Genomic DNA, 21,054 nt, shown 5'->3' on the forward strand with positions numbered 1-21,054 from the left:
GGGCATGTCGACTACAACTCGCCTCGTCGTACTGGGAGCTGTGAACCAGTTCCAACCAGTTCACGGCTACTTTCTGCGCCGCGAACTGATGACCTGGCACATCGACGAGTGGGCCAACATCCAGCCCGGATCGATCTACAACGCGCTGCGTTCGCTCAAGAACGACGGCTACCTCGCCGAGAACGGCACCGAATCTGCCGGCAACCGCCCCGAGCGCACGACCTACCGCATGACCGAAGCCGGCGAAGTTGAACTGCTTCGGATGCTGCGCGACACCCTCTGGACAGTCGAGGTTTTCGACACCAAACCCGTCATGGTCCTCACCTCGTTCATGTACGCCCTGCAGCGCGAAGAAGTGCTCGCCGGGCTCGCCCACCGCGTCACCGAAATCGATGCCCGCATCGCGAGCAATACGTACCACATCGGCGATGTCGCAGCCTCGACCTCGACGCCCGCCTACGTGCGTGAAATCTTTGAACTTGCCACCTCGCGCCTGCGCGGAGAACAGCAGTGGGCCCGAGACGTGAGCGAGCGCATCAGTGCCGGCGACTACGTCTTTGCCGGTGAAGATGGCGACCGCCCCGCTCGAGCCACTACCGACTAGTGAGCCGACTCGGCTGCCGCTGAGCCACCCGCGGCGGCGCGGTACGCCGCTCCCGGGTGGTCGTCGCGCAAGATCGAGTCATCGGTGCCGAGCAAACGCTCGCGCAGTGTCGGAGCGTCGTAGCCTTCGCCCGCAACTCCACGCTCGCGCAGAATCGGCAGCACCTTCTCGATGAACTCCACCGTCGAGCTGGGCTGAATCATCGGCGTCAGCAAGAAGCCATCGAGGTCAGCGCCCTCAGCGAGAGCGATCATCTCATCAGCGATCTGCTCAGCAGTGCCCACGAAGGGCTTGCTGCGCACACCATTACCGTGCCACTGCGCTAGAACGTCGCCGACCGTCTGGTCGCCGAAGCGTGTGATTTGGGTCTGCGAAAGTTCGGTGTGCAGCTCCTTCATCGGCGTTGCCGGGTCGAAGGAGGAGAGGTCGAGGCCCGTGAACCACGCGTAGGAGGCAACAGCAACGTCGGGGCTCTCGGCATCCAACACCGCTTGCAGCTTGGCCTTGGCCTCGTCGGCGGTGTCGCCGATCACGCACGTGAAAGCCGACATGATCTTGACCGAGTCGGCGGCGCGACCGTTCTTGACAGCCTCTTCGCGAATGGAAGCGACCTGCTCGGCCACCTTCTCGACCGAACCACCACCGAGGAAGACAGCCTCGCCGTGCTTGCCACCGAACTCACGACCTCGCGGTGACGTTCCCGCTTGGAAGAGCACCGGGGTGCCCTGCGGTGAGTACGAAGAGTTTCCGTAACCGTGCGATTTGAAGTACGGACCATCGTGCTCAATGCGGTGCACCTTGGCCGGGTCAGCGAAGCGACCGTTCTTGTCGCGCTCGAGCGCGTCACGCTCCCAGGCGCCCTCCCACAACTTGTAGACGACCTCCATGAAGTCATCCGCCATGTCGTAACGCTCATCGTGCGCCACCATCGGAACACCGAACGCCTGCGATGCCGTCTCAGCGGTACCCGTCGTGACAACGTTCCAGCCAATGCGCCCACCCGAGAGGTGGTCGAGGCTCGCAATGCGGCGAGCGAAAGCGTAGGGCTGTTCAAGAAGAGTGGATCCCGTGAGCACGAGTCCGAGGTTCGTGGTCGTCGAGATGAGGGCAGCAGCCAGAATCGCGGGGTCGAGGCGCGGCAGGTCGAGGCCCTCGACCGAGCAGATCTCGGGACGTTCTCCGTTGACGTCGGCCCAGCCCCAGGCATCCGCCAAGAACATGAAATCAAAGCCGGCCTCTTCGCAGATGGTCGTGATTTCACGCCAGTAGTCGAGGCGATCAAACATGTCGCGCTTGTTGTCGGGATGACGCCACGTGGACGTTCCCGAGTCGTTGGCCTGGGGGTTTTCGAATAGACCGAAGCGGAGCTTCTTCATGGTGAAACCTTTCGTGGTGGGGAGAACGTCTGGGGGTGGAAGAGGGCAGAGTGGTGGCGGGAAAAGGTGCCGAAGGTGGGGATTTAGCGGCCCACGGCGGCTCCATCGCTCCACCAGAGCACTCGCTTGCGAACGAGCGCGAGGAGAGAAATCAGGATGACTCCCATGAGGCAGAGCAGCGCGATGCTGGCCCAGGTAACCGGCAAATTGGCTTGCGCAGCGGCGATCGTGACGAGTGATCCGAGACCTGCCTGCTGGCCTGCCGCGACGAACTCGGCAACAGCCGCGCCGACAATCGCGAGCGGAAGCGCGATGCGCAGTCCCGCGAAAACGTAGGGCATCGAGCCGGTGAAGCGCAGGTCGCGGAAGATTTCCCAGCGGCTTGCATGCAGTGTCTTCATCACATCGAGAGCGCGGTCATCCACATCTCGCAGCCCGGCAAGCGAGTTGACGAGCATGGGGAAGAACACGACAAGCGCGGTCACGATGAACTTGGGGGTCATGCCGAAGCCGAAGGCCACGACGAGCGCCGGAGCGATCGCGACAATCGGGGTCACCATCACGACGACCACGAGCGGCATGATGGCGCGTTCCATGATCTGGAACTCTGCCATGATGATCGCCAAAATGAAGCCGGCAAGAATGCCCGAGCTCGCACCCACAGCAACCTCAAGACTCGTCACGAGCATGTTGGCCCAGTAGGTGTCCGCGTCTTTGATCAGGCTCACCCAGACCTGGTCGATCGTAGGAATCACGTAGGGATTAGCGATCGCGGTGATCTGCCAGAGCGCTGCCGCAATCACAAAGGTGATCACCGCGGGTGCCCAGTTAGTCCAACGCAGGTTCTGCTTGAGCTTGGCGGAGGCTAGCGGCGAGAAACGACGGCCCGTGGCACTCGTGGCTGCCTGAACGGCGAGGGCGGAGGTTTCGGTTGTTGACATGGTGTCCTCGTTCTTGCGTGACTTAGGCACTCTTTTGTCCCATCACTTCGCGCAGCGTTTCGCGCACGTGTCCTTCAAGGTCGCGGAATTCATCTGTTGCGTAGACGTCGACCGTGCGCGGGCGCGGCAGCGGCACATCGATAATCTCGGCGATGTGACCAGGGTGCGCCCCCATCACCACAATGCGGTCGGAGAGCATGATGGCCTCGGGCACCGAGTGAGTGACGAACATGACGGCCTTGCGATTGGACTGCCAAAAATCAAGCAGGCCGAGTCGCTGAGCATCGCGGTTCATCTCGTCGAGCGCCGAGAAGGGCTCGTCCATGAGCAGCACGCTCGGGTCGAACACGAAAGCGCGAGCAATGGCGACGCGCTGTTGCATTCCACCGGAAAGCTGGCCCGGGTACTTGTCGAGCGCGGCGCCCAAACCGAACGATTCCAGAATCTCGCGCGGATCGCGCAGGTTGCGGTTCGCGTTCGCTTTCGGGTTCACCGTCATCGGCAGGCGCACATTGTCGAGCACCGTGCGCCACGGGAGCAGCGCGGGAGACTGAGGAACAAGACCGATCATCTTGTTTTTTGTGGCGGCCTTCACTGTCATCCCGTCGACCGTGACGGTGCCGCTGTCTGCCTCGATGAGGCCGGCAACAGTTTTGAGCAGGGTCGACTTTCCGCAGCCACTCGGGCCGATAACGGAGACAAACTCGCCCATCTTGATTGAGAGGCTCACGTGGTTGAGCACGAGCGTGCGTGCCCCCTCGGGGCCGAAGCTCTTAGAGACGTCCTCAATATGAACGCCGGCGTGTGGCTGTGCGGTTTCCACAGTTACTCCCTGAGTTGTGATGCCGGATGCCGCACCGGGTGGGGTGGTGCGGCATCCGAGCGGGGTGGTCGGGTTAGTTTCCCGGCCAGATCAGTTCGCCGTCTGCGTAGAGATCAGAGACGAGGGTTTCATCCATCATGTCGGTAATGGCCGGAAGGCTGTCGACGTTGCCGAACTTCTCGACGAGCTCGTACTCGGCTTCCCAGTCAGCAGCGGTCTGGGCTCCGGGGAGCCCGCTGTTGCTGTCCTTGACCCACTGCGATTCAACGTTCCAGGTGCGCTCGAGCTGTTCACGCGGGAAGGCCGAACCTTGACCGTTGTCTTCAGCCAGTTGCGCGATCATGTCCAAGCATTCATCGGAGCTGTCGAGGCAGAACTGCAGAGCGTGTAGTGAAGCACGCATGAAGTCAGCGGCGACTTCGCGGTTCTCAGCGAGGAACTCGGAGTTGACCTCCATGACGTTGTAAGTGCCTTCAACACCAACGTCAGAGGGGAAGAACTCGCTGAACGGCAGACCCTGAGCACGAAGGTTCTCGGGCTGGTTCGAGGCGTAGCCGACGATCGCGTCGACCTGGCCGCGGGTGACGACGGTGGGGTCGTAGTTGGTCATCTTGATCAGTTCGACCTTGCTCACGTCGACGCCAGCGGCATCCAACATGGCGGAGGCGATCGGAGTGAGGTTGATGAAGTAACCGAGCGAACCACCTTCGAGGTCCTTGAGGCTCTTGATCTTCTCGTTGGCGAAGATCGAGAACGGCGGGGTGTTGCCGTAAGTCGCTACTGCCGTGAGGTTCTGGCTGTTGGCGGCGGCGAGCATGACATCGGATGCCGAACCGAGTGCGGTGAATTCGGCCTGACCTGAGGAAACGAGCTGCTGCCCGTTCGCTCCCGAGGCGTTGATCTCTACATCGAGGCACAGGTCCTTGAAGTAGCCGAGCTCTTCGGCGAGGAATACGTCTAGCTGGCCGGCGCTGGCCGAGTATCCGTAGCCGGAGATGTAGGTGATGGTTCCCGCCGCGGCATTGCGGTCGCAGGCTTCCTGAGAAATCAGGAGATCGCCGGCGTCGGGCGTGGATTCTTCTGCGGGGGCTGTGCAGGCGGAGAGCGTGAGTGCTGTTACCAAGAGTCCTGCGATGCCGAAGCCTCGCAATTTCTTGGAATCAAGAGGTGTAGTCACTTGGATCCAGGTTCCTTCCTAGGCCGTATCCGTCATTGGATGGCTAGACAAAACGTACATGATCAAGATTGACTGTGCAAACTTGATTTGCGGTCGCTTTGGTTGCCATCCCCCATCGGCCATGCGCGGCGACTAATTCGCTGCGAGCAGACAGATCATGCGCCCGGGAGCGCATGAGTGGTTGCTACTGACGTTAGCGGAGGAAGACCGGGGTCAGTAGGTGCGCGTGGGGTTCGCCGTTCGTACTTGGTCGAGCACGGCGTCGGCGACGTCAACGGTGAGCTCTGTGCTCGTGCCGTAGACGTAGACCCAGAGGTCGCTCACGAAGTAGTGAGTCTGAGCACTCCACCCGACGGCGGTCTCAAACTCCTTCTCGAGAGTTGTCACCGTTCCCGCGCTGGCACCGGTGAATCCCGTTGCGAGCAGCGCGTCTTGAAGATTGGCGGCATCCGCCTCGGAAATGTCGGCGACCACCACGGTGAAGCCACCATCCGAATTCGGAATACCCCAAATACAGTTCTTCGCAATCGAGGCATTGCCCGCCGCGGTGTCGATCTCGGGCAACTCGTCGCCGCGAATCGGAATCGTGTCGTCAGCCCCCAAGACAACGGTCGAGGGAGAGAACAGACTCTTCGCTTCGTTCAGCGGCAACAAAGTGTCGCAGCCCGGGAGGATCAGCGGATCCGGGGTCGGAATCGGACTAGAACTCGGCGACGCCGTGGCCGGCGGAGCGCTCGCTGTCGTTGAGCTCTCTGGCTCCGCGGGAACGCACCCGGCAAGCACCCCGCTGAGAAGCACCCCGGATGCCGCCGCCACCATCAATTTTTTGTCCCACCCACTGTTCATGAGTGAAGAGTAACCCCGCAACCTGCCGGGAGGAAGAGAGTAATAGTTACTTCATTGCCCGCGCGAAGCGCTCTGGGCTGTGCCCGCGAGCTAAGGCTTCGGCCTCTCGCGGCAGCTCGCGTTCGAGCACTGTCGGCCTCAGCGGCAAACTCCCATATGAAGTTCCTAAAATGGAACCATGAAGTACCGAAACGAGCCGATCTACACGGCAGCGATCGGTGCGGGCCGTGCCATGTTCGGCGCTCTCCGCGTTCGTCGCACCGTCATCGGCGCAGAGAATCTGCCGGACTCGGGCGGCGCCGTCATTGCGATGACGCACTTCGGGTATCTCGAATTCGCGCTCGTCGAATGGGCTTTGTGGCTGCACAATCACCGCCGCATCCGCTTTATGGCGAAGAAGAGCGTGTTCGACAAGCCCATCGTCGGCTCGTTTATGCGCAACATGAAACACATCCCCGTTGACATGAAGGCGGGAGCCTCGGCCTACGCGGCCGCGGTGAAGGCGTTGAAGTCGGGCGAACTCATCGGTGTCTTTCCTGAAGCGGGCGTGAGCGCGTCGTACACGATTCGCGACTTCAAGACGGGAGCCGCACGGCTTGCCGCCGAAGCGGGCGTACCTCTTGTGCCCCTCGTTTTGTGGGGCGGCCAGCGTCTACTCACCAAGAACCGCAAGATCAGTTTGGGTGAGCGCACGAATGTTCCCGTTGTGATGGTCGTGGGTGAGCCGATCACGGTAGCCCCGACGGACGACGCCATCGAGGCGACCGCGAAGCTCAAGACCACAATGGAAGGTCTGCTCGAGACCGCGCAGAAGTCGTATCCCATCGAGGGAGCAGGCCAGTGGTGGTTCCCGCGTCATCTGGGTGGCACCGCGCCCACTCCAGAAGAAGCGGCAGCGGCCGATGCCGCCCGCGATCTGCGCCGAGCGGAAGCTGCGCGCAAGGCCAAGTAACGACAATCGCTGCGCGTTCCTGACTTTGGTTCGCACCAAGTCGTGGCAGCATGAGCACATGGTTTATGTCGCTGATGATGCCCGTTACGAGCCGATGCCCTACCGCCGTGTGGGGCGTAGTGGCCTGAAATTGCCCGCCGTCTCGCTGGGACTCTGGCAGAACTTTGGGGATGACAAGCCGATCGCCAACCAGCGCGCGATCCTGCGCCGCGCTTTCGATCTCGGCGTCACCCACTTCGACCTCGCCAACAACTACGGCCCACCCGCCGGTTCAGCGGAGTCGAACTTCGGCCAGATTCTGCGCGAAGACTTCCGCCCCTACCGCGACGAGATGATCATCTCGAGCAAGGCTGGCTACGACATGTGGCCAGGCCCCTACGGTGTGATGGGATCGCGCAAGTACTTGCTCGCGAGCCTCGACCAGTCCCTCAACCGCCTTGGTCTCGACTACGTGGACATCTTCTACTCGCACCGCGCCGACCCCGACACTCCTCTAGAGGAAACGATGGGTGCCCTGCACACTGCCGTCACTTCGGGCCGCGCACTCTATGCCGGAATCTCGAGCTACTCCCCCGAACTCACGCGCGAGGCCGTGCGAATCATGAATGACCTCGGAACGCCGCTGGTCATCCATCAGCCCTCGTATTCGATGTTCAACCGGTGGATCGAAGCCGATCTTCTCGACACCGTCGACGAACTCGGCTTGGGCGTTATTGCTTTCTCGCCGCTCGCCCAAGGTCTGCTCACTGACCGTTATCTCGGTGAGGTTCCTGCCGACTCGCGGGCAGCCAAGGGTGGCTCGCTCAAGTCGGGAATGCTCAACGACGAAACGCTCGGTCGCGTGAAGGCGCTCAACGAGATAGCTTCCGGGCGAGGCCAGTCGCTCGCGCAGCTCGCCATCTCGTGGGCACTGCGTAACGACCGCGTCACCTCGGCCCTCATCGGCGCCTCAAGCGTGACGCAGCTCGAGCAGAACCTTGCCGCGGTTCAGAACCTCTCGTTCGAGGATGCTGAACTGGCTGCGATCGATGAGCACGCCAAGGATGCCGGCATCAACCTGTGGGCGGCGTCGAGCGCGGTTTCCTAAACCGCCACCGCACTACAGCTGCAGTCGCTGTGGGAGGGTAGAGCGTGAGCTCTCCCACGGCGCAGCAGCAGCACGACGAAGTACTCGGCGCGCTTTCCACGCTTGCCCGCGAAACGGGAATCTCGCCCGAACGGGGTGAACTCGTTCGCGCCGACCGACGCTCCGAGTTCGAGTACTTCGGCCTCCGCACGCCCGACCGACGCCGCCGAGTGGCAGCCGGGTTCTCGTTCACCGACGAGGATGCGGCATCCGTACTCGCTGCGTGGGATGGGATCTGGAACCTCGCCGACAACGGCGACGTGATGTCTGCGGTGCTCGATTTCTATCGGCGTCGGATCGGTTCACGCCGTTGGACCGCGGATGACAGCGCCAAACTCTGGCTCACCGCAGTGGGCTGGATCGAGCGCATCGACAACTGGGCTCACGCCGACGACCTCGCCCGGCTGTATTCGTTTGCGCTAGCCGACCAAGCGGAACTCGTGTACCCGACGCTCGAGGAGCGGAGCCGCTCCGACAACGAATGGCAACGCCGCATCGCAATGGTGAGCCTCATCCACTACAGCGGCAAGAACGCCGTCTTCCTGCCGATCGAGCCCAGCCTTCGTGTGCTCTCTAACTGCGCGGGTGACCGGCGCGAGACCGTCTCGAACGCGCTCGGGTGGGTGCTGCGCGAACTGTCAGCCGTGCATCCGGATGCCGTACTCGCGTTTCTAGAGACGCACGCCGCGAGCATGCCGCGGCCCGCCATCCGTCGCGCCACGGAACGCTTGCCTCAGCCAGAGCGCGACCGCGTGCGCGCCTCGCTCGCTTAGCTCGGGTCGACTTCGGTTTCGGTTTCAGGTGCTGTTTCAGCAGCCGAGTTGCGCTTACGCTTCGACGTGTCGTCGAAGACTTGGGGATCACCGTTACCGCCGCCATTGGCTTGCAGAACGCTCTGCGCGATGTTCGCTGCCGTCCCGCCGAGGCGATAAAGGAAAACGGTGAATTTCGACATGAGTGTAACTCTAGTCTTGAGCGCTGAGCGCGCTGGGTTCCCGAAGCAACCTTTAGCGAATGTGGTGGGTGGAACTCATCGACTCGATCAGTTCTCGTGCGAGTTTGAGCATGTTTTCGGCTTTGGCTGTCGTGCAGTAGTTTCCGTACTGCGCTTGAGTCTTATCGCTCAACAGCCGACCGAGCTTCCTACCAATACGCGATCCATCCGGAACAACGTCGGCGAGCATTCTGGGCGCGGCAGCATGGTCTTGCCCTGCAGCCCGCTGCCCCAGAGCTTTACCGCAAATCGCGTCGGACGCAGCGATGCCAGCGAGAACAGAATTCGCGGCCGAGGCCTGAGTATCAGCAGAGGGGCCAGAGCTTTTGAGAGCTAGAAGGAAGCTTTCCTCTGCTATCTGGAGGTAAGCACGTGCGGCCCCCGCGCGCTGGTCGACATCTGTAGCGTTCATCCGCTGTGTTCTGGTCATGCTTCAATTTCGCATGAGGCTACGACAAAGAACCGATCAGTTCTCGGAGTTCTGGGCCGCTGAATGTCACGGCGTCACCCCTCCACGATTCGATCATTGGATCGTCACTCGCAACCATGTCCCGCAGAAGCTCCCGCTTCGCCGTGAAAACATTGCAGTCGTTGCCGGTCCAGCCGAGAACGGCCTGAGAAATCTGATCAATAGCCGCCTGTCCGCCCTCATCGGGTACAAAATCAGGGAGGACGACCACGAGGTCTATATCGCTGGCCGGAGTGCCAGTTCCTCGGGCGACCGAACCGAAGAGCGCGATAGTCGTTGCAGACGACGCTTGGGCTCCGAGTGCCGAGGAAGCAACGGCAACGATTCGCTCCTGCAGCAGCTGCACGGCAGACTCCGCCGTGTGAAGCAACGGCTCTAGGGTCGCCCACAGCAGATGGTCTCGGTTCGCGCGGTACAGCATCGATCTACCCGCACTGTCGGCGAGAACGAGCCCTTGCTCTTCAAGCCGGAGGAGCGTCAGACGGACTCCCGACTGAGAGCCCCGGTGCGCGAGCTCCGCCACCTGGCGCCCCGTCAAAGGCCGAGTGGTGCGAGCAAGCACCGTGAGCACGTCGCCATCAAGTGACGGAAAAACGGTCGCGATCGGATTATTGAGATCCATACCCTCCCCGATCGCTTCGCTTCCTAGTCACGTTAGGCTTTGATTAGAATACTACTCATAACGTCAGTTTTCTACTCAATGCCTTGCGGGAATTAGCCCCCACCGTCGCGCCAGCCCACCGCAGGCGAAGCACCCCTCCATTAGCGACGCGACAGCGAGCTAGGCGCCACCGAGCTCCGTCGAGATGTCGCGGGCGACCGAATGCAGCAGCGGCAGGTGCGCCTTGAGAGCGTTGAGGTCGGCTGCCATCCGGATCGCTGTGATCGAGAGCGCGCCCACCACACCGGCCGGTCCGTGGATCGGCACGGCGATACAGTTCACGAAGTCTTCGAACTCACCGTCGTCGACCGCCCAACCGCGGGCAGCAACGGTGGTGAGTTCGGCATCCAGTTGGGAGCGCGAGGTCAGGGTCTTGTCGGTGAACTTCTCCCACACAACGCCGGCGAGCACGGCATCCCGATCGGTGGTGGGCAGTTCGGCCAGAATCGTTTTGCCGACGCCGCTGCAGTAGGGGCGCGCTGGGCTGCCGATGCGCGAATACATGCGCACTCCGCTGGTGTCTTCGACCTTGTCGACGTACACAATGCTGTGGTCAACGAGGGCGGCGAGATGGATGGTGTTTCCGACCGTGCGATGAAGTTTCAGCAGGCGGTCGTGGGCAATCTCGCGCAGATCGAGACTGTCGGATGCCTGGTGAGCGAGCGCGATGAGGTGCAGCCCGAGCACGTACTCGCCATTCTTTCGCTTACGCAGGTAGCCGACTTCTTCGAGCGACTGCACTTCACGGAACATCGTCGAGCGGTGCACTCCGAACTCTTCGGCGAGCTCACTGACACTCGCCGGGCGACGGGCGATTGAATCGACGATGCGTGCTGCACGACGAACGCTCTGCGACATCCGGGCTCCCTCTCGTTGCTGCACGAGCGGAGCGCTGCCCGGCCCATTGCTGTTGCACTATATGCAACATTGTTGCACAGAATGCGCACATGGTCGATAGTGGAACCGTGCAGACGAGGACGCAGCCGGAGATCATTACGATCGGCGAGACCATGGTGCTCATCGCACCCACGGTCGCCGAGCCCATCGAAACCGCCGAACTGTTCCACCTCGAAACGGGTGGCGCCGAGTCGAACGTTGCCGTGCACCTCTCGGCTCTCGGCCATCACGCGGCGTGGGCAAGCCACCTCGGCACCGATGCTTTCGGTCGTCGCGTCGAACGCCAATTGCGCGAGCGCGGTGTTGATACCAGTCTCGTGAAATTCACTCCGGATGCCCCCACTGGCTTTTACTTCAAAGATCCCGGCAACGGTGTGACCTACTATCGCGCGGGTTCTGCTGCATCGGCCATGACACCGGATGATCTCGCCGAGGTTCCGTTCGAGCAGGCTGCTATCACCCACATCTCGGGGATCACGCCGTCGCTCTCGGCCACGTGCGCCGCGCTCATCGAGTCAGTGCTCGATCGCGCCCAGCAGAGCGACACCGTCGTGAGTTTCGACGTGAACTACCGTGCAGCTCTCTGGCCCGTCGAGGAAGCCGGCCCCACGCTGCTCGCTCTCGCCCGCCGCGCGAACATCGTGCTCGTCGGGCTCGATGAAGCCGAAGTGCTCTGGGGCACGACGACTCCCGAAGAAGTGCGCGCGCTGCTCGAGAACCCCGACTTTCTCGTGATCAAAGACGGTGACGTCGGCGCGACAGAGTTCAGCGCCGAGGGCACCGCCTTCGTTCCCGCCCACAAGGTGGATGTCGTCGAAGCCGTCGGTGCCGGGGATGCCTTCGCGGCTGGTTACCTCAGCGGCTACCTCACCGGCCTCTCCCCCGAGCAGCGGCTAAGCCTCGGCCACGATCGCGCTGCCCTGGTCTTGAAGTCCACCACCGACCTCCCCACCCTCTAACTTTTTCCTCCATCAACCCCTCACTCCTCACCCTCGCTCGCTTCTGAAAGGCTCTCTCATGGCTCAGATCTCCAACGCATCGCTCGACCAGCTCTTCGACGGTCAGCCCCTCATGGCGATCCTTCGCGGCTTCGGCGTCGAGCGCAGTGTTGCTCTGGCGCGCACCGCCTGGGAACTCGGCATCGACTCGGTCGAAGTGCCCATCCAGAGCGACGAGGATGTTGAAGCATTGCGCGCCGTCGTTGCAGCAGGCAAGGACCTCGGCAAGTCCGTCGGCGCGGGAACCGTCGTCACTCTCGAGCACGTGCGCCAAGCTGCGGATGCCGGAGCAGCGTTCACCGTGAGCCCCGGCTTCGACCTCGACGTCGTTCGCGCCTCGTTCGAAGCGGGCATGCCACCACTTCCCGGCGTCGCCACTGCGACTGAAATTCAGACGGCCCAGACCGCTGGCCTCACCTGGGTGAAAGCCTTCCCGGCATCCCTTCTCGGCACGAGTTGGTTCGGCGCAATGCGCGGACCGTTCCCCGCGATGCGTTTCGTCGCGACCGGCGGAATGGATGCGGGCAACGCCGGCGAATACCTCACCGCAGGCGCCAAGGTTGTTGCGGTCGGTTCGGCACTCGCCGATGAGACCCAGCTGCCGCGCCTCGCGGAACTGCTCGCCGCGCGCAACTAGCGCGCAGCGCTGAGCCGCGACTCAAGCGAGCGAGCCAAGCCGAAAGCTAGCGCCCCGCGATCTCCACAGGCTGCAGGGTCGCGCTCTTCGGTTCACGGTTGTCGCCCGAGGAGCGGCCCGTGAGACGGCGGCCGATCCACGGGAGCACGTATTCACGCCAGTAGGCCGCGGTGCGGGGGCGGGCGTCATCCGCTGGACCCTCGTCGGCAGCGAAGTCGGGCACCGGAATCTCGAGCGCCGACAGCACATTGCTCGCGACCCGGGCGTGCCCGCGCGCGTTGAGGTGCAGCTTGTCGACCGACCAGTACTGGAGTTTGGTCAACTCTTGGTCGGCCCAGTTGTTCACGAAAGTCACGTTGTCCTTCGACGCCCGCGACATAACCTCGTGGGCCAACCGGTCACCGCGCGTGGACATTACCGATCCGAACGGCAAGTGCTTGCTCGGGTTTCCACCACTGAGCAGGAGAACATGGATGCCGCTGGCCGTAGCCGTGTCAACAGCGGCCAGCAGCTGGTCAGTGATCGATTCCAGCGAAACCTTCGGGCGCATGATGTCGTTTCCGCCACCGTTGATGCTCATCAGCTGAGGCCGGAGGGCGACCGCCGCTTGCAACTGCTCCCCCGCAATGGGCGCGAGCAGTCGCCCGCGAATGGCGAGGTTGGCGTACCCGACGGGGTTCGGCGAGGCGAGCGCGAGCCCCAGAGCGACTTGGTCGGCCCAGCCGCGCACCCGACCATCCGGCAGTTCATCTCCGACGCCCTCAGTGAAGCTGTCTCCGATGGCGACATAGCTGGAGAACTGGTGAGTCATGCGGTTTCTACTTTCCGAACGGTGAAGCGGGGCCTCCCCAGACTACGACCAAGAACGGTTTAGATCGCCTTGATCGCCTCAACAACGTCGGCGGGCTCGGCGCGCAACTTGTAGTCGGCGTTCACGAAAGCGAAGCGGATGCTGCGATCGGGCGCAATCACGTAGGTTGCGGGCAGCGGCAGCTGCCATCCGGTCGCGCCGTTGGACTTCACGAGGTCGTAGCCGGCTTTCTCGTAGTAGGCCTTGGTGCGGTCATCCACGGGGTGAAGGAGTCCGAAGCCGTTGATCGCTTCGAGCTCGCCGTCGGACAGCACCGGGAATTCGAGGTTATGCTTCTCTTCGAGAGAGAGTGACTCGTCGGGGGTTTGCGGCGAGATCGCTACGAGAGTTGCTCCGGCAGCACGGAACTCGGGAAGCATGTCCTGCAGTGCCTTGAGCTCGATGTTGCAGTACGGGCACCAGGAGCCGCGATAGAACGCGAGAGCAACGGGGCCCTTCTCCAGCAGCTCGCTCAGTCGCACCGTGTTTCCTTCGGCATCTGCGAGAGCAAAGTCGGGGGCAGTGTCGCCGACCTTGAGCGCGTTGTTAACGATGCCAGCCTTTTCGACCTCCGTCACCGAGTTAGTGAGAGTGGCGGTGTCTTCGGCGGACTTCGTTGCTGCACTGCTGTCGGCACGTTCTTTGAGCTGCTGAGTGAGATTCATGGCGCTCCAAATAATGGGGAAAGGTTGTTGCAGGGGTGAACCGCCCGCGTCGCCACGCTATTTCGGTTATCTGAACGGGAGCCTTAGGCGCGGGCTCGCGCCGACATCTCTTCGATCAGTTCGAGTGCATGCCGCAGGCCGGTACTCGAGGTGTTGGCCGTGTACGGAAAGTACACAACTTCCACCCCCACGGCGGCAAACTCACGCTCCAACTTCAGCCCCTTTTCGGTGCCGCGCCAGTCATCGCCCTTGAAGAACGTCGTGAACTGCAAACGACGCCACATTTCCAACTTGTCGGGCACCGTTTCGGCGACTGCCTCATCCACGTAACAGATGCTGCGCACGATCTCTAAGCGTTCGTCGAGCGGCACTGTGGGCCGCAGTTTCTTGGTCTGCTCCAGCATTTCGTCGGAGACAACACCGGCGATCAGGTAGTCGCACTGTTCTTTAGCGCGTTTGAGAATGTTCAAGTGGCCAACGTGAAAGAGGTCGTAGGCTCCTGCGGCGTATCCAATTCTTTGAGACATATGCTCACCGGGTTCGGGTCGGGGGAGGTGTGAGTTCTGTGATGGGGGTGGGTGCCGGTGCCACGGCGAGCGCGAATCGCACAGAGCGGTCGTGTTCGAAGGGGTACCGGTGCCCTCGCTCGAGAACGAGCGACGTGAGGAAGAAGAGCGTGAAGATCACGCTCGACTCGATGAGCCCGTTCTCGAGCGCACTCCGCACGAGAAGCACGACGAGAAGGGGAAGAGTGAGGGTGCGCACCTCGCGGTTCTTGAGGCTGTCTCTCACGGTTTCTCGCGGATGTGACGCCCGAGAGTGCCCACCTGTTCGCTGCTTTCGATTTCACCCCGGGCCCCCGCCTCTCGGTTAAACACGAAAGTGGTCTACCCCGTTGGGGCAGACCACCATCAGAGGGTGACGTTACGACGCGACGGCGGCACCCGCCCAGTAGCTCCCTGCCGGGAACGAGAACTCGGCGAGCGACGACTCGTGCATTTGGGCCGAGTAGCCCGGTGCCATTGGCACGCGGTAGGCGCCGTTCTCGACGATGCAGGGGTCAACGAAGTGCTCGTGCAGGTGGTCGACGAACTCGGTTACCCGGTTCTCGAGCGTGCCTGACACGGCAACGTAGTCGAAGATCGAGAGGTGCTGCACAAGCTCGCAGAGGCCAACGCCACCAGCATGCGGGCAGACCGGAACACCGAATTTTTTGGCCATTAGGTAAACGGCAATGATCTCGTTCGGGCCGGCAAGGCGGGCAGAGTCGAGCTGGCAAAAGTCGATCGCTTCGGCCTGGAACATCTGCTTGAAGAGCACCCGGTTCATGCCGTGCTCTCCCGTGGCGACACCGATCGGGGCAACAGCCTTGCGGATTGCTGCGTGGCCGAGCACGTCATCCGGGCTCGTCGGCTCTTCGATCCACAGCGGCTTGAATTCGGCGAGCGCCTTCACCCAGTCGATTGCCTCGTCGACATCCCACACTTGGTTGGCGTCGATCATGAGCTTGGCGTCGTCACCGATCACTTCGCGGGCGATGCGGCAGCGGCGGATGTCCTCGTCAAGGTTCGCGCCGACCTTCAGCTTGATGTGGCGGTAGCCAGCATCCACAGCCTCCTGGCAGAGACGGCGAAGCTTCTCGTCGGAGTAACCCAACCAGCCCGCACTCGTCGTGTAGCAGGGGTAGCCCGTCTCGGTGAGCTCGGCGATGCGCTGCTCTTTGCTGTCGGCGAGCTCGGTGAGGAGCGCGATGGCTTCGTCACGAGTGATGGCGTCGCTCAAGTACTTGAGGTCCGCGGTGTCAACGAGCTGTTCCGGAGTCATGTCGGTAAGCAGGCGCCAGAGCGGCTTGTTCGCGCGACGAGCAGCGAGATCCCACACGGCGTTCATCACGGCGGCCATCGCGAGGTGCTCGACACCCTTTTCTGGCCCAAGCCAGCGCAGTTGCGAGTCAGACTTCAGCTCGCGGTAAATGCCACCGAGGTCGCCGACGATCTCATCGACATCCCGGCCCACGAGCGGTTCGGCACGCTGTTCGGCAGCGAGTGCGCAAATGTCGTTTCCTCGGCCGATGGTGAATGTGAAGCCGTAGCCCGCGACGCCCTCTTCGTCAGTGCGGAGTACAACGTAGGCGGCCGAGTAGTCGCCATCCTTGTTCATGGCGTCTGAGCCGTCGGCGGTGAGCGACGTCGGAAAACGCACGTCATAGACGTCAACGCTGGTGATAGTAGTCATGCTGAAGAGTTCTCCTTGCTCAGAACCGATAAAAGGTATGTGCGCGGGTGAGGCGCGTCTGGGTGCGCGGTAGTGCGTGTGAGTCGCGGTGTCAGCTAGTCAACGTGGAAGACCTCGGGCAGCTCTTTCCACCACTCGCCCTCCGCCCGGTCATCCAGCGGCTGCTGCAGCGGCTCTTGCAGAGCCCACCAGCGCTGAGTTTCGGGGTCAGCCGCGATGGCGGCTTGATCGGCTTCGTAGTCGTCACCCGTGTACTCGAAGTACGAGAACAGCAGGTCGCCGTGGCGATAGATCGAATAGTTGTGGATGTTGCTGGCCGCGAGTCGTTCAAGAATCGTTGGCCACACAGCGGCGTGGTATCGCTCGTACTCTTCGCGGTTCTCGGGTGGGAGGCCGATGACCTGGGCTACTCGCTTCATTGTTATCCCTTCACCGCACCAACGGTTTGTCCACGAATAAGGAAGCGCTGCGCCGTGAGGAACACGATGAGCAGCGGGATCATCGAGAGGAACGTGGCGAGCGCGAGCTGCGGCATGTAGAGCTTCACGTCGAGACCGGCTGCAACGGTGGCGTTGAACAGCGGGCTGGCTCCGATGAGTTCTTGGATGCCGATCGAGATCGTCTTGTTCTCCTGGTTCGAGGTGAGCAGCGCCAGCGGCAGGAAGAAGTTCGTCCAGTTGGCCACGAAGGAGAAGAAGGCGACGAGCGCAATGACCTGCTTCGAGATGGGAAGTGCCACGTAGAAGAAGGTTGCGATTTCGCTCAGTCCGTCGATACGAGCTGCCTCGACGAGCTCTTGCGGCATCGTTGTCATGAAGTGGATGTAGACGAGATAGGTGCCGAAGGGGAAGAACCCCATGATGACCGCAACGGGCCAGAGTTGGCCGACGGCTCCGATCGCGTTCACTTCGAGGAACAGCGGGATGACGAGTACCGTGTTGGGCATGACCATCGCGAGCAGGGTTGCAAAGAGCATCACTTTGCGGCCGCGGAATCGCAACCGTGCCAGCGCATAGCCGGCAGGCAGTGCGGCTACGAGGGCTAGTATTCCACCGATAACGGCGACTACGAGTGAGTTGCCTACCCAGCGGGTGAAGAGGCCTCCACCGCCAGGACCGAAGCCATTGATCTGGCTCCAGCTGAACACAACGTTGTCCCACGACATTCCACCGAGGCCGAGGAAGCCGTCGGTTCCGGCCAACACGCCTTCTTGGCTGCGGAAGGCCATTGCGATGAAGCCGATGATGGGCAGGATGAACGCGGCAGCGATGATCACCATGACGGTGATGCGGACAATGCGACCTACGGTCCAGTGTTTGGCGCCAACGACGCCGGGAGCGCTGTTGCTCATCGCTTCTTCTCCTTTTCGTCGCCGAAGAGTCCGCTCTTCATCACGATGACGACTCCGATGCTCAGGGTGATCACGAGCAGGATTATTGATAGTGCGGCCGCGGCCGGGAAGTTTCGGTTAGTGAAAGCGAAGGCGTAGCCCAACTGAGTTGGCGCCCACTCTCCGGCAATAGCTCCGGACGAAATCTGTCGCAGCAGGTACGGCTCGAGAAAGAGCTGGAAGCCGTAGGCCAAGTTCATGAGGGCCGCATAGCCAATCCAAGGGCGGATGAGCGGCAGCTTGATGTGCCACGCAAGGTCCCACGCGTTGGCGCCGTCAATCTTGGCGGCTTCGAAGATCTCATCAGGGATGCCATTGAGGCCACCGTTGACGACGATGATCCACGTACCCACGCCCTGAAAGAAGAGCATGCCCGTGAGAATCATCGGCATGTTGCCGTCGGTGACGATTTCTTTCAGCGATCCGAATCCGACCTCTTGCCAGAGCGGTGCGAGGGGCGACTGCGTGGGGTGCAGCAGGTAAACCCAGAGTACGAAGTTGGCGATACCGCTCAACGCACCCGGGATGAAGTAGAAGAAGCGCATCGTGGAGCCGAAGCGACCGGGGCTGGCATGAACCAACAGGGCCAAGCCAACGATGCCGAGCATCATGAGCGGCAACCACACGATCATGACGGAGAAGATGTTGATGAATGTTCCGGAGAACCGATAGTCGGTGATTACCGTGATGAACGAGTCAATGCCGCCGAACCCGCTTGAGGGGTCGACGAGGGTTGGTGCTTTTTGCAGCGCGATCCAGAAGGCATAGCCGATGGGGATCGCCGCCGCTACGAGAAACAGTGCAAGGTACGGGGCGAGCAAGATCCAGGCGCCGCGTGATTCTGCGTGGCGAGTGCGGTGACGCCGGGGTGTGGTGGATGCACGGCCGCCGGCAGCCGGGGGCTCCGTGCGTTTCGTGGCTAGCGTTGAGCTGCTCATGTATTCCTCGCCTCTGATTTGGGGAGTGGAACAGAGTGTGGGGGCCTCAAGGATCTGAAACCCCCACACATGCTGTGCCTAGCTGGTTACTTCTATTCGGCGGTGACCGTGTAGCCGACCGAGTTGGCGCGGTTCACGAGTTCAGTACCGAAGGTGCTGAGTGCGTCGCTGATGGATCCGTCGGCGATCAGCGTGGGGCTGACCGTTTCGGTCCAGGCAGCACCGGTGTCGTAGAGCATGTACGAGTACGGAGCTACGGCGCCAGCGGCATCCTTGAACGCCTGCTGAACAGCGGCAACATCGGCGAAGTAGCCGTCAGCTTCGAGCTTCTCGAGCCAGGCATCCTGAATCGGGCCGTAACCGGGGAGACCCGTTGAAAGCTCAACCTGCCATGCCGGGTCAGTCGCAACGAAGGTGGCGAAGGTCAGCGTGTTTTCGAGTTGCTTTCCGGTGATGTGAGAGGAAACGCCCCAGAGGCCGCCACCTTCGTTACCGGCGGTCGGGCTTGATTCGCCTTCCCAGGTCAGCGGAGCGCTTGCGCTCATCTGCTCGGCCGGGATCTTCCAGGTGTCGCGGAAGAGGTAGTTACCCCACCAGACAGCACCGGGGCTCATGACGAGGTTCACACCAGCAGCAGCGGCGTCACCGTCGAAGATGCCCTGGGTGGTGAGTGCGCCACCTTCGTACATCTGCGTGAGCAGCTCGTTGGCACGAACACAGTTCGGGTCATCGAGGTTGATGTGAACTTCCGACTCCGAGAGGCGGTCGTTCGTGGGGCAGTCAGCCGCCTGGAGGTAGCGGTTTACGGCATACGCGTCGCCGAGGAATCCACTGATCTTGTCAGGGTGCTCTGCAGCGATCTGTACGGCGAGGTCGCCGTAGCCTTCCCACGTGGTGGGCAGCGTGTAGCCGTTCTCGTCGAAGAACGCCTTGTTGTACCAGAACACGTCGGGAGCAGCGTCGTTGCGGAGGCAACGGATCTGACCATCGATGTCGCAGAACGAAAGCACTGCGGGGTCGTAACCATCGATGACATCGGGAAGCAGATCGGTGAGGTCGGCTGCGTAGTTGCTGGCTGCGCCGGTTGCCCACGCGATGTCGTCGTTGGAGGGGAAGAAGATGGCGTCAGGCCATCCTGAACCTGCGGAGTCGAAGTTAGCGAACGCCTGCTTCACCGTCTGGCCACCAACGGTTCCGTCAATCTGAACAACGTCGATTTCGATCTCGGGGTGAGCTTCCTGGAAAGCTTCTGCGGCGGGAACACGGGGCGGGTCCACCCACACCGTGATTTTTCCACCCGAGTCAGTCTGCTCGGGGGCGGTAGCGCCTCCGTCAGCCGAACAGCCGGATAGAACGAGTGCAGCGGCCGAAATTATGGCCACTCCTGCACTGGCGGAAAGGAACCTCTTGGTCTTCATTGACACTCCTTGGTGAGATTTCTACTGCTTCGTAGTGGAGAGAACAAGGCCCTGGAACGGCGCGAATTCTCCGGTGCTCAAACGTTATACCAACCGCGGAAGTTGTGCAAACGTTTGATCAAAGGTTTTTCAACTGTTATCTAGCCGTGCACACTCGACCCTTTAGTAGCCAATGCGTGCGGGATCGATGCGGTAGAACTCCGCAGCGGTACGGCCAAGCAACTGTTCGCGGTCTGCGGCATCCACGCTGTCGAAGAGAGGTTGAAGGCCCTGCCACACCCGCGTGTAGCCGCCAGCGAGCACCGAAATAGGCCAGTCGCCGCCATACATCAGGCGCGAAGGGCCGAATACCTCGAGGGCTCGCTCAAAGAACGGCCGCACATATTCCGTGGTCCACTGCTGCGGGTCACCGGCTGCCGAATACAGACCGCTGACCTTGGCGTACACGTTGGGATTCTCGGCGGCTGCTTCAATCGCCGACCACCAGGGCTCACGCTCCTCGAGCCCGATCGGTGGCTTGGCCAAGTGGTCGATGACCATGCGAAGTTCCGGATGCCGCCGCGACAATTCCGGAACGAGCGCCAAGTGCTCCGGAAGAACTGCGACCACGTCGAAGGTGAGCCCGGCGCGTTCCAGCACCGTGAGCCCCTCGTCAACGTTGGGTCGCAGCAACCATTCCGGATCTTCTTGATTGTGGATGAGAGTGCGCACCCCAACCATGCGGGTGTCATCCTCCCACGCCTCAATCGTGCGCGCCGCCTGCTCCGGACGATCGATCGGCGCGTAGCCCACAATCGCCGCGACCTCATGATTGGCCGCCGCGCACTCCGTCATTAAACGCGTGTCATCGAAGTTGTCGGCCGACTGCACTTGAACCGTGTAGTCGACACCGGCATCCCGCAACTCGGGAAGGAGCCGATCGAGGGTCATCTCCTTATTTATCGGTGCCAGTGATTCGTCGAGCCAGTCATAGTGAGCCCGATTGGGGTTCCAGATGTGCTGGTGAGCGTCGATGATTGGAAAAACCACGATGTGAGTCCCTTCTCCGATGGCCAGT

25 protein-coding genes are annotated in these 21,054 nt (G+C 61.8%); 6 read left to right on the top strand and 19 right to left on the bottom strand.

The window, feature by feature from the left end; translation table 11 throughout:
- Positions 1–4: 4 nt before the first annotated feature.
- A complete protein-coding gene (locus ACWTV1_RS07390) occupies positions 5–604 on the top strand; it encodes a PadR family transcriptional regulator (RefSeq protein ID WP_100387907.1) in 600 nt (199 codons plus the stop codon).
- Here ACWTV1_RS07390 and ACWTV1_RS07395 read toward each other — a convergent pair.
- The 5 genes from ACWTV1_RS07395 to ACWTV1_RS07415 all read right to left on the bottom strand — a co-directional run bounded on the left by ACWTV1_RS07395 (position 601) and on the right by ACWTV1_RS07415 (position 5,767).
- Positions 601–1,980: an NtaA/DmoA family FMN-dependent monooxygenase gene (locus ACWTV1_RS07395; protein ID WP_341618845.1), complete on the bottom strand. Its 1,380-nt coding sequence runs from the start codon at positions 1,978–1,980 to the stop codon at positions 601–603. The genes ACWTV1_RS07390 and ACWTV1_RS07395 overlap by 4 nt on opposite strands.
- Before the next feature lie 83 nt (positions 1,981–2,063).
- Positions 2,064–2,921 (bottom strand): ABC transporter permease, encoded by an 858-nt coding sequence (locus ACWTV1_RS07400; protein WP_498504735.1) that lies wholly within the window; start codon positions 2,919–2,921, stop codon positions 2,064–2,066.
- 22 nt (positions 2,922–2,943) lie between these two features.
- A complete protein-coding gene (locus tag ACWTV1_RS07405; protein WP_498504736.1) occupies positions 2,944–3,744 on the bottom strand; it encodes an ABC transporter ATP-binding protein in 801 nt (266 codons plus the stop codon).
- A gap of 73 nt (positions 3,745–3,817) precedes the next feature.
- Complete coding sequence (locus ACWTV1_RS07410) at positions 3,818–4,921, bottom strand: ABC transporter substrate-binding protein (RefSeq protein ID WP_498504737.1); 1,104 nt, start codon at positions 4,919–4,921, stop codon at positions 3,818–3,820.
- Between the two features lie 213 nt (positions 4,922–5,134).
- A complete protein-coding gene (locus ACWTV1_RS07415) occupies positions 5,135–5,767 on the bottom strand; it encodes a hypothetical protein (protein WP_498504738.1) in 633 nt (210 codons plus the stop codon).
- 178 nt (positions 5,768–5,945) lie between these two features.
- On the opposite strand from ACWTV1_RS07415, the gene ACWTV1_RS07420 reads away from it, so the two are divergent.
- Genes ACWTV1_RS07420 through ACWTV1_RS07430 form a run of 3 tightly spaced genes read left to right on the top strand, consistent with a single transcriptional unit; the run spans position 5,946 to position 8,618 of the window.
- A complete protein-coding gene (locus tag ACWTV1_RS07420) occupies positions 5,946–6,719 on the top strand; it encodes a lysophospholipid acyltransferase family protein (protein WP_498504739.1) in 774 nt (257 codons plus the stop codon).
- Between the two features lie 58 nt (positions 6,720–6,777).
- The gene (gene mgrA, locus ACWTV1_RS07425; protein ID WP_341618820.1) at positions 6,778–7,806 is read left to right on the top strand and encodes an L-glyceraldehyde 3-phosphate reductase; all 1,029 of its coding nucleotides are present in this window, start codon (positions 6,778–6,780) and stop codon (positions 7,804–7,806) included.
- 44 nt (positions 7,807–7,850) lie between these two features.
- On the top strand, positions 7,851–8,618 hold the full coding sequence (locus ACWTV1_RS07430; RefSeq protein WP_498504740.1) for a DNA alkylation repair protein: 768 nt from the start codon (positions 7,851–7,853) through the stop codon (positions 8,616–8,618).
- On the opposite strand, the gene ACWTV1_RS07435 is transcribed toward ACWTV1_RS07430, so the two are convergent.
- From ACWTV1_RS07435 to ACWTV1_RS07450, 4 genes are all read right to left on the bottom strand, one after another.
- Positions 8,615–8,800, bottom strand: coding sequence for a hypothetical protein (locus tag ACWTV1_RS07435; RefSeq protein WP_498504741.1), 186 nt, complete (start codon positions 8,798–8,800; stop codon positions 8,615–8,617). The genes ACWTV1_RS07430 and ACWTV1_RS07435 overlap by 4 nt on opposite strands.
- A gap of 52 nt (positions 8,801–8,852) precedes the next feature.
- Positions 8,853–9,269, bottom strand: a complete 417-nt coding sequence (locus tag ACWTV1_RS07440; RefSeq protein ID WP_498504742.1) for a hypothetical protein — start codon at positions 9,267–9,269, stop codon at positions 8,853–8,855.
- A 19-nt stretch (positions 9,270–9,288) separates the two neighbouring features.
- Positions 9,289–9,930 carry a nucleotidyltransferase domain-containing protein gene (locus ACWTV1_RS07445; RefSeq protein WP_498504743.1) on the bottom strand — a complete coding sequence of 214 codons (642 nt, stop codon included), beginning with the start codon at positions 9,928–9,930 and terminating at the stop codon, positions 9,289–9,291.
- A gap of 159 nt (positions 9,931–10,089) precedes the next feature.
- The gene (locus ACWTV1_RS07450) at positions 10,090–10,827 is read right to left on the bottom strand and encodes an IclR family transcriptional regulator (protein ID WP_498504744.1); all 738 of its coding nucleotides are present in this window, start codon (positions 10,825–10,827) and stop codon (positions 10,090–10,092) included.
- An 89-nt stretch (positions 10,828–10,916) separates the two neighbouring features.
- Between ACWTV1_RS07450 and ACWTV1_RS07455 the strand changes: the two genes are divergently transcribed.
- Both ACWTV1_RS07455 and ACWTV1_RS07460 read left to right on the top strand, forming a co-directional pair.
- Positions 10,917–11,825 carry a sugar kinase gene (locus ACWTV1_RS07455; RefSeq protein WP_498504745.1) on the top strand — a complete coding sequence of 303 codons (909 nt, stop codon included), beginning with the start codon at positions 10,917–10,919 and terminating at the stop codon, positions 11,823–11,825.
- A gap of 58 nt (positions 11,826–11,883) precedes the next feature.
- On the top strand, positions 11,884–12,501 hold the full coding sequence (locus ACWTV1_RS07460; RefSeq protein ID WP_498504746.1) for a bifunctional 4-hydroxy-2-oxoglutarate aldolase/2-dehydro-3-deoxy-phosphogluconate aldolase: 618 nt from the start codon (positions 11,884–11,886) through the stop codon (positions 12,499–12,501).
- A gap of 46 nt (positions 12,502–12,547) precedes the next feature.
- On the opposite strand, the gene ACWTV1_RS07465 is transcribed toward ACWTV1_RS07460, so the two are convergent.
- From ACWTV1_RS07465 to ACWTV1_RS07510, 10 genes are all read right to left on the bottom strand, one after another.
- Positions 12,548–13,312: an SGNH/GDSL hydrolase family protein gene (locus ACWTV1_RS07465; protein ID WP_498504747.1), complete on the bottom strand. Its 765-nt coding sequence runs from the start codon at positions 13,310–13,312 to the stop codon at positions 12,548–12,550.
- A gap of 59 nt (positions 13,313–13,371) precedes the next feature.
- On the bottom strand, positions 13,372–14,016 hold the full coding sequence (locus ACWTV1_RS07470; protein WP_498504748.1) for a peroxiredoxin-like family protein: 645 nt from the start codon (positions 14,014–14,016) through the stop codon (positions 13,372–13,374).
- 83 nt (positions 14,017–14,099) lie between these two features.
- Positions 14,100–14,543, bottom strand: a complete 444-nt coding sequence (locus ACWTV1_RS07475; protein ID WP_498504749.1) for an FAD synthase family protein — start codon at positions 14,541–14,543, stop codon at positions 14,100–14,102.
- Positions 14,544–14,547: 4 nt separating this feature from the next.
- Positions 14,548–14,808, bottom strand: a complete 261-nt coding sequence (locus ACWTV1_RS07480; protein WP_498504750.1) for a hypothetical protein — start codon at positions 14,806–14,808, stop codon at positions 14,548–14,550.
- 132 nt (positions 14,809–14,940) lie between these two features.
- Positions 14,941–16,251 carry an L-fuconate dehydratase gene (locus ACWTV1_RS07485; RefSeq protein ID WP_498504751.1) on the bottom strand — a complete coding sequence of 437 codons (1,311 nt, stop codon included), beginning with the start codon at positions 16,249–16,251 and terminating at the stop codon, positions 14,941–14,943.
- A 95-nt stretch (positions 16,252–16,346) separates the two neighbouring features.
- Positions 16,347–16,670 (bottom strand): L-rhamnose mutarotase, encoded by a 324-nt coding sequence (locus tag ACWTV1_RS07490; RefSeq protein WP_100387864.1) that lies wholly within the window; start codon positions 16,668–16,670, stop codon positions 16,347–16,349.
- A 2-nt stretch (positions 16,671–16,672) separates the two neighbouring features.
- On the bottom strand, positions 16,673–17,602 hold the full coding sequence (locus ACWTV1_RS07495) for a carbohydrate ABC transporter permease (protein WP_498504752.1): 930 nt from the start codon (positions 17,600–17,602) through the stop codon (positions 16,673–16,675).
- Positions 17,599–18,579, bottom strand: a complete 981-nt coding sequence (locus ACWTV1_RS07500; RefSeq protein WP_498504753.1) for a carbohydrate ABC transporter permease — start codon at positions 18,577–18,579, stop codon at positions 17,599–17,601. Before ACWTV1_RS07500 ends, ACWTV1_RS07495 begins: the two co-directional genes overlap by 4 nt.
- A 92-nt stretch (positions 18,580–18,671) precedes the next feature.
- A complete protein-coding gene (locus ACWTV1_RS07505) occupies positions 18,672–19,997 on the bottom strand; it encodes an ABC transporter substrate-binding protein (protein WP_498504754.1) in 1,326 nt (441 codons plus the stop codon).
- A gap of 162 nt (positions 19,998–20,159) precedes the next feature.
- A complete protein-coding gene (locus ACWTV1_RS07510; RefSeq protein ID WP_498504755.1) occupies positions 20,160–21,026 on the bottom strand; it encodes an amidohydrolase family protein in 867 nt (288 codons plus the stop codon).
- Between the last annotated feature and the right edge of the window lie 28 nt (positions 21,027–21,054).

It is taken from the genome of Salinibacterium sp. VpJ6, from assembly GCF_059767345.1.